At 44.9% G+C, this 12623-nt stretch carries 18 protein-coding genes; 11 read left to right on the top strand and 7 right to left on the bottom strand.

The genetic code is table 11. The features are described 5' to 3' along the window. Nucleotide 1 precedes the first annotated feature (1 nt). Genes A9237_RS21065 through A9237_RS21025 form a run of 10 tightly spaced genes read left to right on the top strand, consistent with a single transcriptional unit; the run spans nt 2 to nt 4270 of the window. Nucleotides 2–310, top strand: a complete 309-nt coding sequence (locus A9237_RS21065) for a hypothetical protein (RefSeq protein ID WP_078609543.1) — start codon at nt 2–4, stop codon at nt 308–310. Further along, nucleotides 310–453 carry a hypothetical protein gene (locus A9237_RS27250; RefSeq protein WP_103025426.1) on the top strand — a complete coding sequence of 48 codons (144 nt, stop codon included), beginning with the start codon at nt 310–312 and terminating at the stop codon, nt 451–453. Before A9237_RS21065 ends, A9237_RS27250 begins: the two co-directional genes overlap by 1 nt. Continuing rightward, a complete protein-coding gene (locus A9237_RS21060) occupies nt 450–653 on the top strand; it encodes a hypothetical protein (protein ID WP_010647844.1) in 204 nt (67 codons plus the stop codon). Before A9237_RS27250 ends, A9237_RS21060 begins: the two co-directional genes overlap by 4 nt. Beyond that, a complete protein-coding gene (locus A9237_RS21055) occupies nt 638–1024 on the top strand; it encodes a hypothetical protein (protein ID WP_045376663.1) in 387 nt (128 codons plus the stop codon). The genes A9237_RS21060 and A9237_RS21055 overlap by 16 nt, the downstream gene beginning before the upstream one ends. Then, nucleotides 1025–1543: a chemotaxis protein gene (locus A9237_RS21050; RefSeq protein WP_078609542.1), complete on the top strand. Its 519-nt coding sequence runs from the start codon at nt 1025–1027 to the stop codon at nt 1541–1543. Then, nucleotides 1540–2280, top strand: a complete 741-nt coding sequence (locus A9237_RS21045; RefSeq protein ID WP_078609540.1) for a hypothetical protein — start codon at nt 1540–1542, stop codon at nt 2278–2280. The genes A9237_RS21050 and A9237_RS21045 overlap by 4 nt, the downstream gene beginning before the upstream one ends. A gap of 3 nt (nt 2281–2283) precedes the next feature. Continuing rightward, on the top strand, nt 2284–3396 hold the full coding sequence (locus tag A9237_RS21040; protein WP_078609538.1) for a hypothetical protein: 1113 nt from the start codon (nt 2284–2286) through the stop codon (nt 3394–3396). A 2-nt stretch (nt 3397–3398) separates the two neighbouring features. Next, a complete protein-coding gene (locus tag A9237_RS21035) occupies nt 3399–3863 on the top strand; it encodes a structural protein (protein ID WP_042602308.1) in 465 nt (154 codons plus the stop codon). A 13-nt stretch (nt 3864–3876) separates the two neighbouring features. Next, entirely contained in the window at nt 3877–4104 is a 228-nt protein-coding gene (locus A9237_RS21030) for a hypothetical protein (protein ID WP_078609536.1), read from the top strand. Then, the gene (locus tag A9237_RS21025) at nt 4085–4270 is read left to right on the top strand and encodes a hypothetical protein (protein ID WP_078609534.1); all 186 of its coding nucleotides are present in this window, start codon (nt 4085–4087) and stop codon (nt 4268–4270) included. The genes A9237_RS21030 and A9237_RS21025 overlap by 20 nt, the downstream gene beginning before the upstream one ends. A 184-nt stretch (nt 4271–4454) precedes the next feature. Here the strand turns inward: A9237_RS21025 and A9237_RS21020 are convergent, their stop codons facing one another. From A9237_RS21020 to A9237_RS20990, 7 genes are all read right to left on the bottom strand, one after another. Next, the gene (locus A9237_RS21020; RefSeq protein ID WP_078609532.1) at nt 4455–5189 is read right to left on the bottom strand and encodes a hypothetical protein; all 735 of its coding nucleotides are present in this window, start codon (nt 5187–5189) and stop codon (nt 4455–4457) included. Continuing rightward, nucleotides 5177–6058: a DUF2971 domain-containing protein gene (locus A9237_RS21015; protein ID WP_078609530.1), complete on the bottom strand. Its 882-nt coding sequence runs from the start codon at nt 6056–6058 to the stop codon at nt 5177–5179. The genes A9237_RS21020 and A9237_RS21015 overlap by 13 nt, the downstream gene beginning before the upstream one ends. Nucleotides 6059–6138: 80 nt before the next feature. Then, nucleotides 6139–6561, bottom strand: coding sequence for a phage protein (locus tag A9237_RS21010; RefSeq protein ID WP_078609528.1), 423 nt, complete (start codon nt 6559–6561; stop codon nt 6139–6141). A gap of 580 nt (nt 6562–7141) precedes the next feature. Then, a complete protein-coding gene (yciH, locus tag A9237_RS21005; protein WP_005435166.1) occupies nt 7142–7453 on the bottom strand; it encodes a stress response translation initiation inhibitor YciH in 312 nt (103 codons plus the stop codon). Nucleotides 7454–7457: 4 nt separating this feature from the next. Further along, the gene (locus A9237_RS21000) at nt 7458–7841 is read right to left on the bottom strand and encodes a DUF3319 domain-containing protein (protein WP_020196894.1); all 384 of its coding nucleotides are present in this window, start codon (nt 7839–7841) and stop codon (nt 7458–7460) included. Nucleotides 7842–7969: 128 nt separating this feature from the next. Then, nucleotides 7970–8959 (bottom strand): D-alanine--D-alanine ligase, encoded by a 990-nt coding sequence (locus tag A9237_RS20995; protein WP_054823305.1) that lies wholly within the window; start codon nt 8957–8959, stop codon nt 7970–7972. Nucleotides 8960–9109: 150 nt separating this feature from the next. Next, entirely contained in the window at nt 9110–9679 is a 570-nt protein-coding gene (locus A9237_RS20990) for an SPOR domain-containing protein (protein ID WP_009704436.1), read from the bottom strand. A 236-nt stretch (nt 9680–9915) separates the two neighbouring features. Between A9237_RS20990 and A9237_RS20985 the strand changes: the two genes are divergently transcribed. Next, nucleotides 9916–12549 carry a bifunctional acetate--CoA ligase family protein/GNAT family N-acetyltransferase gene (locus tag A9237_RS20985; RefSeq protein WP_078609526.1) on the top strand — a complete coding sequence of 878 codons (2634 nt, stop codon included), beginning with the start codon at nt 9916–9918 and terminating at the stop codon, nt 12547–12549. Nucleotides 12550–12623 lie beyond the last annotated feature (74 nt).

Genomic DNA, 12623 nt, shown 5'->3' with positions numbered 1-12623 from the left:
TATGGTGATGGCGCAGGAAACGTGGGGCGGTGTTTGGGATGGCGTTTTAGAAGCGGGCGGTGAACTGCTAACAGACGTGACCAGCATTGGTAAAGATTGGCTCGGCATCAAACTGCAAAATGAAGCGCAGCGCGTTGAGTCCAGCAACCCCGACGAACAGCGCAAGCACAATAACGACTACCAGCAACCAACGGGTGAGCCTGTACATACCTCCGCTTTTGCGGGGGTAAACCCGACTTACCTTGCTATGGGTGCGGTGCTCTTACTGGTGCTTTTGTTAGTGGTGTTTACCGCTAAGGGGAAGAAGTAATGCCGCTCATTCCATATCTGATTGCAGGTGCGGTGGGTGCATGGGCTGGCATCAAGTTAACGGGCGGTTTTGACCGCATCGGCTTGGTGCTTGGCTTACTTCTGGTGTGTTACATCCTCTACAAGAAAGGATTCAAGCTGTGATAGGTGGACCACTTACTAATTCCGGCTCAATGCCAATCAATGCGGGCGCCGGTCCCGCGACCAGCGGCTCAAAAGGTCAGGCAAATGGCAGCCTTTCAATGGGCAACATCAACATGGGCGGCAGTGGTATCGACCGCATCACGTTGATTGCCATTGTGATGGCGTTATTGGTGGGGCTGTGGCTATGGAAAAAGAAGTAATTCAAGTCATGACCCATTCAGCGCGTGCGCTTGGCGAACTCAAGCCAGCGTTTCGCGCTGTGCCCAATGAATACAAGGAGCTGTGCAAAGCCGTCAAGGAAGGGCGCGTGTCGTTGTATCGCTTAACCAGTGATAAGTGCGATTTGCTGATTGCGGGCGAGCGTGATGGTGACAGCTATTACCTATGGGCGGTTGTCGGTCACGGCTTGGCATCCGGTATCAAGCAACTGTGTAAAACCGTGAAAGCGGCGGGCATTGGCTCACTGGTTGCGGATACCGCTTTTGAAGGTGTGGCGCGTTTGGTTCGTCGCCTTGGCGTCACACAAAAACACGATGGCGATTTCATTCGCCTCGATTTGGAGGGCTTTTAGATGGGACGTTCCAAGTCCAAATCAACCAGCACCAACAACACAACCAACGTCAGCGGTCAAAATGCCATTGATGGCGATAACCTTGGGGTGGCGCTGTCTGGCGTTAACAACTCCACGATTAACGCCAACATGACCATGACCGACCACGGCGCGATTGATGCGGCGTTGGCATTAGGTGAAGAAGCGTTTCACCTTGGCGGGGAAATGATTGATAGCAACGAGCGGGTGACGCTTGAAGCGATGGACATGAACCGCGACATGGCAGAAACCGCCATTGATGAAGTCGCCGATTTTGCGGGGGCATCGCTGAAAACCTACGCCTCAACCAACAGTGAAAACCTCAACATGTTGGCGGGGTTGGCTGGCAGCCAAGCGGCGCAGAACTCGAGGAACCTCGAATCTATGATGGAGCTTGCCAAGTTCAATAAGGACGGCGGGCAAGTGGAAACCAGCAAGATGATGATGGCGGTTGCCATTGTGTTGGTGCTGATGCTCGGCTTTGTAATGGTGAAACGATGAATACCACTCTTATTGCGGGACAACCAATCCCGCTTACGCCAGACGGCAATTGGCTGTATTTGAAAGCGGCACAAGGTGAAATTGATGTTTATCGAGAAGTCAGCGGTGAGCGCGTCACGCTTGGACAGTCGTCCGTGTTTAACGTGGGTGAAGGTAAGCAGCTAGGGCGCTTGCTTATCTCAAGCCGCATCGATAACGAAATCGAAATCCAGTTTGGTTTTGGTACGTTCACGCCGCCAGTCGAAGGTCAAAGCGTGGTGATTCAAGCGCTGCCAAGTGTCGAGATTAACGCCTTGCCACCAATGCAGATTGCAGAAAATCAGCAAGTGGCGATCAGTTCGCTGCCAGCGGTGAGCATTGCTGCCAATCAACAACTGGCGGTCAGTCAGTTGCCTGAGCTTCACCTTGCTTCGTTGCCTCCGGTTGTTCTTGATGGCGTGCCATCAATGAAAATTTCATCCATGCCCGCCGTTCGTATCTCAGCCGCGCAAATCGTTCGTGTCGCAGAAGAAGCCAGCAGCGAGTTAATCACCGAAGCGGTGAGCACATTCCCACACAACATTGCACAAAAGGACACCCGCAAAGCCGTCACCATCAAGGCTGCCAAGACCAACACGGAATCGGTGTTTGTCGATGCCTTTGAGTTGGAGGCGGGCGAACGTATCGAAATCGCCAGCAAAGCCGCCATGACGTTAACAGGCGCAGCGGGCGACAAAGTCACATTAATGGAGATTTAAAGCATGGGTGAAGTACGCGAGAACCTGCCAAACGGCAGCCCACGCAACAAAATCGAATACTTGGCAGACTGTATCGACTTTGCCAAGTCTCAAGCGGGCGGTGAACCGCCTAAAAACCTACTGGTAAACCCTGATTTATCAGCGGGTGAAGTCGATATTAATTGGAACTTGCCGCACTATGCGCGCTGGACAACAAGCATGTTTACGTACAGCAACCAGAGCGCCAATGAAATGCACTTAGGCCGTAGCTTTGGGCGTCCGGCGCCAGTGGGCTGGGGCGTAGAAGTTAAAGCGGCTTCCTCGTATGCACATAGTGCGTTCTATAACACCATCGGCAGCGAAGTCGAGAAGCGTGACCCAACCGCAAAAGCGGCGTTCTTCTTGATGGGCTTTGGTGATGCCAAGGTGATTCATTTCAGTGTGTTTACCGCGCCAGTTGAAAATGAAATCTTGTACAACGATGAGAACGGCGAGACGCAGCGTAAAGACTTGTCTTATTCCGCATATCTAAAAATGCATGACGATACGGTTTATCACCGCTTTGGTGTGGTCGAACTCGACCAGAACGGTGACTTTGTTGATTACGTCGGTAAGGCATTTTCTGCACGCCCTGAGCCTGCCAAGTTTGTGCAAACGTGGCTACATGGTTTGAAGTTTAAGCCAGGGGGCATTTATGCATTTTTCGTTGAGTCAGACATGAACAACGGCGGCAAAAGCTGTGCATTCACTGGTGCGGGTGTATTCCTCAATCCAGAGCAGCAAAACATTGTGCCGGACTTAACGCCGAGCCAACCAGCACAAGAAGCGCTGCGTTGTGTGGAATCCTTGGGACAACTTTCGCAAGCACAACTGACAGGCGGCGTGAGCATTGATGTAGGGCGTTTTCCAATGCCATTTGGTATGGAAAAACATCTCATTTTTTGTAACTGCCAAACCACGCAAACCGCGACCGAAACGCCGATTAATGCCGCGACCATCACCAAAACCGACTACAAAACGGTGCGTGTGGTTGGGGATACCGTCGGCGGTCAATCGCATGGTCACTTGATGGCGTACTACTCGAAAACACCTGTGCATTTGAACTACTTCAATTCAGCCAACTATCAGGCGGTGTAACGATGCCTTGGCTACTGGTTGTATTTGTCATTCTAGGGATGGGAGCTTTCACCATGACAACCACATCAAGCGTTCGCGGGGTGCGCATCAACAACCCGCTAAACATTCGTATTGCTGGCAACGCATGGAAAGGCAAGGTTACGCCGTCACGAGATAAGGCATTCGAAACCTTTAAAGCACCTGAATGGGGCTTTCGTGCGGGCGCTATTCTGCTGCGCAATTACCAGCAACGGCATGAGCTGTTCACGCTAAGTGAAATCATTCACCGATTCGCGCCCCCAAGCGAGAACAAAACCCACAACTATGCGCAGTTCGTCGCGGGTCGTGTTGGTGTTGGTATCGATGAGCGTATTGATTTGGTGAACAACATGCCGCTATTGGTCGAAGTCCTGCACGCCATGAGCATCATGGAAGTTGGGCGCCATTACAGCAAAGACACCGTGATTAAAGGTGTGAAACTGATTTAGGGAGAAATCAAACATGTTTGAACGTTCAACATTAAAAGGCTTGGCGTTATTGGGTTCGGTCGTCGCTGCAGCGACAGGTTACGGGCACTTATTCAGCGTCGAAATCACCGAAACGGGTGTAAACCTTGGCGGTGCGATTGGCTTGGCAATTCCAGCGGTTATTGGCGTTTATGAAGCGCTGCCAGACAGCTGGAAACCGACAAAAAGTGTAGGGGGCTTGGATGGAAGCCGCCCTAGTTAACGCCTTATCCGGTCTAGGCTTTTCGTCGGAATCGCTCGTGATGTTTGCGCTTATGGGGATGAATCTGAAATACCAGATTGCTATCAACAAGCAACTCACCAAAGGTCTACAAGATGTTCGAGAAAGCGTGTTGGTTCTAAAAGCTTCGCGCAACGCTGACGCATAAAGGATTAAAACGTGCGACAGACTTCGAACCCACACTAATGACGATTTACACAGCGGGCAGGGAGCCAATACATTTGGCAGGTCGATTGACCTCGACAGGCTTCCAATTCGTTTTCATCGACGTCCACCAAAATCAAGAAGCCTAAAAAAGCCGAACCTTAGCGATGGGGTTCGGCTTTAACATTCTAGGAGAAAATATAGAAAATAAACGAAAACAAAAAAAACAAATAAGGAAAGTGTTTTTCAATAAAGTCAGGTAGCGATAGATAACTTTTTATATAACACTGCCTATATATATTGAGGAACTTTTTTGAATCGAAATCATGATAAAAAACGCCGGATGAGTTCAAATAAGAACCGGAATCACCCCCATCTGAATAAACATAACCAAACTTCATCGGCAATTCCACTCGATAATTTAGGTTGGCTTTAACTCTAATATAGATATCTTTTGGGTCAAATTCTGTAAAGCCTTCAAAAGTAAGCTCAGTCAAGTTGTACCGTGTAATCCAGCGATGCCATTCATCGTTATCTCTTGTTGGACTCAAAATTCCACCCAATGATGACCCCATATATATACTATCACCAGACAGTATAGCTCGCTTTAGATTATTGCTTAACTTGTCCCCATAACGATGAAAGTAATGTATTATATTGGCTTCGAGCAGTTCATCTCTTCTTGAAAAGTAGTCACCCTCGCTTTTTTTATAAACATAAAACTTATAAAGGTAATAAGTTGACACTAGAAATATAAACAATCCGATAGTACCTTTATCGGCATTAATACTAGCACCAACAAAAGGTAACTTATCAATCTCTAAAACACCAAATTGTTGTAGGAACAACACAGAAGATGAGATAACTACCGCACGCCCTGCTTTAGCGATAGGTTCGTTATGCGAATAACTTAACTTTGACATAACTTACTCTCGAAGAATGAGGTACTATAAGGAACTGTTTTAGTCCTAAAAAACTCTGGCTCTGCAACTGCAATTTTTAATTCGATGTTAGTACCATTAACAACTTCCAAGAGTTTGTCTAGGTCTTGGGGGGCAATAAACTCACCAATTACTATACTCTTGATAACTCCATCAGATAGCTTATATTTATTACCAGTCCAATGCTCATTGGTGGCAATTAACCTAAATTCTTTTTCATAGCACCAAGAGGTATTCTTTGTTCCAAATATCTCTTCTGAAAAATCGTTAATATGGTGGTTTCTTTTAATAAAATCGGCAACCTTTAATACCAATGGCTGTTCTTTATATTCAACATGACAACTACCAAAATAGGGAGATCTCTTTTGTTTATTGAAATCATACTCAATACAAATGCCGCGCATACCGTTTGCATAATGTCCCCATAGAAGAGGATGGGAATCAACAGTTGAAAGGCAGAATAATTTTGTATCTTCCCTTATTTTTTTTAGCATTTCTTTATTTAAACTTTTGATTTTCTCATTGACTCCATCAACTATAAGTCTTTTTTCATGTAAAGAAAGATTAGCAATTAGGTCGTGATATTGCCTTGCAAGTTTTATATTTCTGTCAAGTTCTTCAACATTTAACTTGTTGTACTTTTCGCGATCATCTCCGACGTCAATCATTAATTTGAAGAAAGAATCAATATTACTTTCATCAAGGTCGAATATGACTTTATAAAAAAGCTCAAATGGGTCGTTTAGAGAATCAATATTTGCAAACCATATTTCATTATTGGCTATGGATTCTAAAGTAAACTGATTTACGTTGCGGAACTTAAACAGTGGAGGATAATCGAAAGAACTCAAATTTATTAATCCCTTGAGAGAACAAAAAACATACCCTTGGAATATACACCATAAGGCATATCAAACATAATACTTTAGTATTATTTGCGCTTGCTAGGCGTCCATTTGGCTGCTTTCATCCTACGTCCACCACGAAACGGTAAGACGTTTTCTTTTGCTGGGTAGGTCTTAGGTTGGTCTATGTGCCCAAACTTTTCAACAAGCTGGCGATGTTCGTCACGCCAGAACACAAAACTTTCCAATTCTTTCGGGCTGAACTCACGACCAGACGGCGTGATGATGATGGCGCGTTTCTCACAGACACGAAAACCAGACCAACGTAAATCATTAGGCAAGTAACCAAGCGACTTAATCAACATGAGTTTTTCTGCCATTGGATTGATTGGAACAGTGCCATCAAGCCAACGGGTAATCGTCGGTTTGGACACGTGAAAATATTCGGCGCCTTGCTTGATGGATTTAAACTCACGCCAAAAGAGTGTGCGGAATGACTCGTGAAACATGACAACGCTCGCATATTGGATAACTGACTAAAATTAATTTTCTTGTTGTTTTTGCCGATACAGAACGCTTCATAATGTGGCGGTCGAGGATTTCGGCATTTTTCGTAGATTGCACAAAACAATCGTCAGAGATAGTACAAGTAACTTGAGTTATGGAAACTCACAAAATTAAAAATTACAGCTTGGTTATCAGACACTTATGAAACGCTTAATCAAATAGTTAGTCTTTGTTAACAACTAGCCCTTAAGTGCGCATTATGTATATTATGTTAAATGACATATCAACGTACGCCAATTCTTCTCTAGTTTGGTCTCCTATCCCTCTCAGATTTTAAAATACAGCGCTTTTTGGTGGTGTCATTAAACATAACCGTTATTTACCATAAAATAGCTAATATGGATCTATCAATCTACGATTGCTTGCTCTGCTATTAGCTGAGTTTCTTCAATAGACTTTCTGTGTTTGTTGTTCAGAGCTGATTGTTATCTGCCGTTTCGTTCTACAAGTCACCACCACAAACTACAGATACAAAAAGAGCGTCAATTGAGACGCTCTTTAAAATCTACTGAACTGTTTGAATTAACCACCGGCTAATTTTACTGTCATGCCTTTCTTCTCAAGATGTGCTTTGATCTTGTCACGAGCATCACCTTGAATTTCGATGTTGCCATCTTTTACAGAGCCACCACAACCGCAGACTTTCTTAAGTTCAGCGGCTAGCAATTTAAGTGGCGCGTCATCCATATCCAAACCAGTTACGATACAAACACCTTTGCCTTTGCGGCCTTTAGTTTGCTTTTGGATACGAACAATACCGTCGCCTTTAGGACGTTCGACTTTTTCTTCTTCTGGTTTGATTCGACCAGTTTCTGTTGAATATACGAGAGTCATACTCTTATTTCTTTTGTTGTTGTGCTTGTAGTGCTTTTTGTTTCGCAACTAAATACGCTTCGATATGGCGTTGAATCGCAGGCTTCGCGCCTTTGATCAATTTGCCGTTGAACATACAGTACCAAGCGTTGGGCTCGCCTGTGTCGTTCTTTATCGTGTAGCCGTTAAATACTTCAGATTGAGGATTGTTAGTGCTTTGCGCTCTTTGCCCCAGAGTTGCGAACTCTTTCGGGTCAATGATAGATGCTGTGTCACACCACCAATCTATGCTCTTTTTTACCGCCGTCAAACTGCCTTGTAAAACGTGGTTTTTGATCTTTACCTTCCAAACGCTACCGTCAGGTCCGCCTGATTGCAGGTTAAAACCTCTATAATTTGAAATTGCCATACCACTGAGCCATCTATTTAATGCTTTGATACAATCATAAATGCAACTGAGTAATATTCAAACTTTAACGCTGTCACATTACTCAGTTATGCTTAGGTTTACCACAAAATGAATGACGGTAACGTTAGTTAGATTGCAGTATGAATACAATCTGCTAGGAATTCGTGGAATTTGTGACCGTTGTTTTGCAGCATTTTAGGGAACATCGAAATCGGCGTCATACCAGGGAACGTGTTTACTTCGTTTAGGTAGATTTCATCATCTTCTGTTAAAAAGAAGTCGATGCGCGATAAATGACGTAAGTTCATTTGCTTAAACACAGTTTCTGAAGCCACACGAATCGCTTCTACCTGTTCTTCCGTTAGGTTTTTCGCTTCGACTTCAGTCAATGAATGGCTCGAGCTGCTGTACTTCTCATCGTAAGAGTAAAAAGCACCATCAGGCGCAATCACTTCACCAGGTTTGGTAATGAATAACTGGCCATTCATCTCATAAGCTGCGACTTCCAGTTCACGAGGTTTGACTGATTTTTCTACCAATACTTGCTCTGAGAAACCAAATGCATCGTTAACGGCTTGCGATAAAGCTTCCTTTTCAGTGACACTGTAACAGCCAACTGAAGAACCTTGACGAGCCGCTTTGACAAACACTTTACCCCACTTATCAAACGCTTGTGACGCTTGTTCATGGGCTTGTTCATCATTACGCGTTAAGAAAAGGTATGGTGTGTTTGGGATACCAATCGCATCGTACCAAAGCTTTGATGTGATCTTATTGAAGCTGTTGCTGCTCGCTTCAGGCCCACAACCTAGGTAAGGAATACCCGCGATTTCAAACATAGATTGGATATCACCAGTTTCACCCGGGAAACCGTGGATACAAGGGACAATGAAATCGATATCTAGGTTAAGGTTGTCTGAGCAAAGCTTTTTGGTATTAAGGTCCAAATAAACCAGTTCACCTTGGTTTGTCACCCAACCTTCATTTTTGATTTCTACGCGCGTCACGCTTACGTTTTCGATCAGATTTAACTGTTGCTCTACAAAGTTTGCAGAAAGCAGTGAAATCTCGTGCTCAGATGAGCCGCCACCGCATAGTAAAAGGATATTTTTGATCATGAATCAATCTTTCCGTGATTTCCAAAAGATACTATTCAGTATGATAAACCTTTGAGTAGTAACGTACAGTAATTTTACTGTGAGGAATACTGTTCGAATAGGAATTAACCAAAGAAAGAAGGGAGCATTTTGCTCCCTTCTCTTGTTCAATTAGTTTAGCTTGTTAAGCGTTGGATATGCCGAGTTTTTAATGGCATCAATGCTCTTAACGAAAGGCTTAAGTTGCTGGAAATGACCCGGCAATGTTGAGATCGCATTCTTCGCTTCTGCGCTTGTTGCGTAATCACCGTAAAGCACTGAGAACCATTTCGTGCCGTTTACCACTTTGTAGTTTTCCCAGATTGGCTGGCCGTTTTGAGGAAGTTGACGTGCAAACTGGTCAACTTTCGCTTGGCTACCTACAGCAACAACTTGAATGGTGTAACCAAAGCGTTGGATACCCGCTTGTTTCTTGCTAGGCGGAATGATCTTAACTGGTTTCGCCTGATCTTTAGGGGTTAGTTTCACCACCTTTTTCTCTTCAGGCTTCGCAGTCATTTTTACAACTGTTGGTTCTACGTCTTTCTCAACCACTGCGTTCTCAGACGACATAATTGGTTTAGAAATTGACTGAGATTGGTAGTCTTCTCGGTAGCTTTCTGACGTTACGTCAGTGATGTAAGTTTCCGATGCACAAGCAGAAAGCAGTACAGACAAGCCGATGATTGCGATTTTTTTCATGAAGTAACAAACGCTCTGGACAAATATTACGATAAATCATGCCGATAGCAGGCTATTTTATCAAGCACCAAACACAATAAACTGTGATTTTGGTGTGATGAGTGACACAAACTCTGTACGCTTGGCTCAGTTTTAAGCCAATGTCTGGCCTGTTCATATTTCAACAGTGACTTATTCGTTTATGATTGTATGAGGAATGACCAACCGTTCTCGGTGTCAATGGCCAAGGAGTCACAATGAACAAACTACAAAAACTCTTTAAACCGAATTCTGTTGCAGTGGTTGGCGCCTCTCAAAAAGAACTGCGTGCCGGCCAAATCGTGATGCGAAATTTATTACAGAGTGGCTTTGGTGGCGCTATCATGCCCGTCACTCCGAAATATAAATCCGTCTCCGGCGTTATTGCTTATCCAAACGTGGCTTCCCTGCCCTATACGCCTGATATTGCCATACTCTGCACCAATGTTTCTCGCAATAAACAACTATTGAAAGAGCTTGATGAACGGGGAACTGAGTTTGCGATTGTTATCTCTGACGATGCAGAAAGCTTAGATCTCTCAGACTTGAACATTCGTGTGCTCGGCCCTAACAGTCTCGGCATCATTCTACCTTGGCATCACTTTAACTGTTCCTTTTCTCCTGTTGCAGCGAAACCAGGAAAGATCGCCTTTATTTCTCAGTCCGCAGCAGTATGTACGACCGTGTTGGATTGGGCGAACGATAAAAACATCGGTTTCTCTTCATTCATCTCTATTGGGCAAGGCCAAGATATCGACTTTGCTGAGCTGCTCGACTATTTGAGTATGGATGGCAAAACAGAAGCGATTTTGCTTTATGTCGATTCGATTAAAGATGCACGACGATTTATGTCTGCAGCACGAGCAGCTTCTCGTAATCGACGCATCTTAGTGCTTAAAGCAGGACGTTCTTCTCAAGCTCGCACGCTTGGGGAAAAAGATATAGATTCTCTCGACGTTATCTATGATTCAGCAATCAGAAGAACCGGTATGCTGCGTGTTGGTAACACACACGAATTATTCGCCGCAGTAGAAACGCTCACGCATTCAGTCCCTCTACGAGGTGAACGTCTCGCGATAGTAACCAATGGTGGTGGCCCAGCAGTGATGGCCGTTGACACCTTATTAGATAGAGGTGGCAAGCTCGCAACATTAGATGAAGATTCAATTGCTAATCTGCGTGGTCTATTACCGGATAGTTGGCGAGGTGTGAATCCCATCGACTTAGCCGGTGATGCGACGAAAAAGCGATACGTCGATACCATCAACGCATTGATGAACAATGACTGTGCTGATGCGATTTTGATTATGCACAGCCCTTCAGCCGTCTCAGATTCGTTAGAGACAGCAAACGCAGTGATCGAAGCCATTCAAGCACATCCAAGGCACAAGCATTTTAATATTCTCACTAATTGGTCTGGTGAACAGACCTCTAGAGAAGCACGCTTAGCATTCACTCAAGCAGGCATTCCAACCTACCGAACACCTGAGAGTGCGGTCGTTGCTTACATGCACTTGGTCGAGTACAGACGAAACCAGAAACAACTGATGGAAACACCGACCACAGCAGAACCGCTCCATTCCGGCAGTGTGAGTTCAGCTCGCGAATGGGTGAATGAACAACTACTGGATAAAAATACAGTCACCTTAGATACACACCAAACGAGCCCCCTATTTGAACAGTTTGGTTTTGATATTCTCCCAACTTGGATTGCCTCAGAAGTCACAGAAGCCGTCCATATGGCAGAGAATATTGGCTATCCGGTTGCGGTAAAGCTTCGCTCTCCAGATATTGCTCATAAATCAGATGTACATGGTGTCGCGCTTAACCTGCGCAATAGCCAAGAAGTATCTAGCGCCGCACAAGCCATTTTGGATACCGCTAAGCTCAGTTACCCTGCTGCCAACCTTCAAGGCCTTTTAGTACAAGGGATGGCAAAGCTTGGTAGCGCAGAAGAGTTGCGTGTCAGTATTGCAGTAGATAAGGTTTTTGGCCCTGTAATCTTACTTGGACAAGGTGGTTCAGACTGGAACATTACTCAAGATGCTGTTGCCGCCCTACCTCCACTCAACATGAATCTCGCGCGCTATCTGATCGTAATAGCGCTCAAATCAGGTAAGGTGCGGCTGCAAAAACACAAAGACGCTCTAGACATCACAGAGCTTTCAAAATTCTTGGTGCGAATCTCCCAGATGGCTGTTGAACTACCAGAAATAGAAAAACTGGATATTCATCCAGTACTGGTATCTGGTAGCGATTTAACCATCATAGATGCAGACGTTACGCTTAAGAAATACGAAGGCGACGCGCAAGAACGATTAGCTATCCGCCCTTTCCCTGCAGAGTTCGTGGAGACGGTGACCTTGCGAGATGGCCAACCTATTTTGCTTCGTCCAATCTTGCCAGAAGACGAACCCATCCATGCGCAGTTCATCAATAGTGTATCTAAGGAAGATCTATATAACCGATTCTTCTCTGACGTCGGCGAGTTCAACCATGAGGCACTGGCAAACCTGACACAAATCGATTATGACCGTGAAATGGCTTTTGTCGCTGTCGCATTCGATGAAAATGGCCCATCAATCATCGGGGTGGCGAGAGCTTTAATAACACCGGATAATAGCGACGCAGAATTTGCCATTTTAGTTCGTTCAGATTTGAAGGGAAAAGGATTGGGTAAACTGTTGATGCAAAAGATCATCAGTTATTGCCAAATCAAAGGGACCAAACAGATGTCTGGTATGACTATGCCAACTAACCGCGGGATGTTGTCACTTGCGCAAAGTTTAGGTTTCGAATTGGATGTTCAGTTTGCAGATGGCACTGCCGATATGGTTTTACCTTTGAATTAATTTTGTTCACTACGAATCAAATATCAAAAGAAAGGACGCATCGACGCGTCCTTTTCTTTATTCTTGTATAAATT

This window comes from Vibrio owensii, assembly GCF_002021755.1.
GTDB lineage: Bacteria > Pseudomonadota > Gammaproteobacteria > Enterobacterales > Vibrionaceae > Vibrio > Vibrio owensii.
Note: the sequence above shows the minus strand (reverse complement) of the source record. Positions and strands in the feature narration are given on the sequence as shown.

Excerpts from the sequence above, each read along its gene's own strand:
- A9237_RS21065 (WP_078609543.1), top strand. The coding sequence starts at position 2 with ATGGTGATGGCGCAGGAAACGTGGGGCGGTGTTTGGGATGGCGTTTTA.
- A9237_RS27250 (WP_103025426.1), top strand. The coding sequence starts at position 310 with ATGCCGCTCATTCCATATCTGATTGCAGGTGCGGTGGGTGCATGGGCT.
- A9237_RS21055 (WP_045376663.1), top strand. The coding sequence starts at position 638 with ATGGAAAAAGAAGTAATTCAAGTCATGACCCATTCAGCGCGTGCGCTT.
- A9237_RS21050 (WP_078609542.1), top strand. The coding sequence starts at position 1,025 with ATGGGACGTTCCAAGTCCAAATCAACCAGCACCAACAACACAACCAAC.
- A9237_RS21045 (WP_078609540.1), top strand. The coding sequence starts at position 1,540 with ATGAATACCACTCTTATTGCGGGACAACCAATCCCGCTTACGCCAGAC.
- A9237_RS21040 (WP_078609538.1), top strand. The coding sequence starts at position 2,284 with ATGGGTGAAGTACGCGAGAACCTGCCAAACGGCAGCCCACGCAACAAA.
- A9237_RS21035 (WP_042602308.1), top strand. The coding sequence starts at position 3,399 with ATGCCTTGGCTACTGGTTGTATTTGTCATTCTAGGGATGGGAGCTTTC.
- A9237_RS21030 (WP_078609536.1), top strand. The coding sequence starts at position 3,877 with ATGTTTGAACGTTCAACATTAAAAGGCTTGGCGTTATTGGGTTCGGTC.
- A9237_RS21025 (WP_078609534.1), top strand. The coding sequence starts at position 4,085 with ATGGAAGCCGCCCTAGTTAACGCCTTATCCGGTCTAGGCTTTTCGTCG.
- A9237_RS21020 (WP_078609532.1), bottom strand. The coding sequence starts at position 5,189 with ATGTCAAAGTTAAGTTATTCGCATAACGAACCTATCGCTAAAGCAGGG.
- A9237_RS21010 (WP_078609528.1), bottom strand. The coding sequence starts at position 6,561 with ATGTTTCACGAGTCATTCCGCACACTCTTTTGGCGTGAGTTTAAATCC.
- yciH (WP_005435166.1), bottom strand. The coding sequence starts at position 7,453 with ATGACTCTCGTATATTCAACAGAAACTGGTCGAATCAAACCAGAAGAA.
- A9237_RS21000 (WP_020196894.1), bottom strand. The coding sequence starts at position 7,841 with ATGGCAATTTCAAATTATAGAGGTTTTAACCTGCAATCAGGCGGACCT.
- A9237_RS20995 (WP_054823305.1), bottom strand. The coding sequence starts at position 8,959 with ATGATCAAAAATATCCTTTTACTATGCGGTGGCGGCTCATCTGAGCAC.
- A9237_RS20990 (WP_009704436.1), bottom strand. The coding sequence starts at position 9,679 with ATGAAAAAAATCGCAATCATCGGCTTGTCTGTACTGCTTTCTGCTTGT.
- A9237_RS20985 (WP_078609526.1), top strand. The coding sequence starts at position 9,916 with ATGAACAAACTACAAAAACTCTTTAAACCGAATTCTGTTGCAGTGGTT.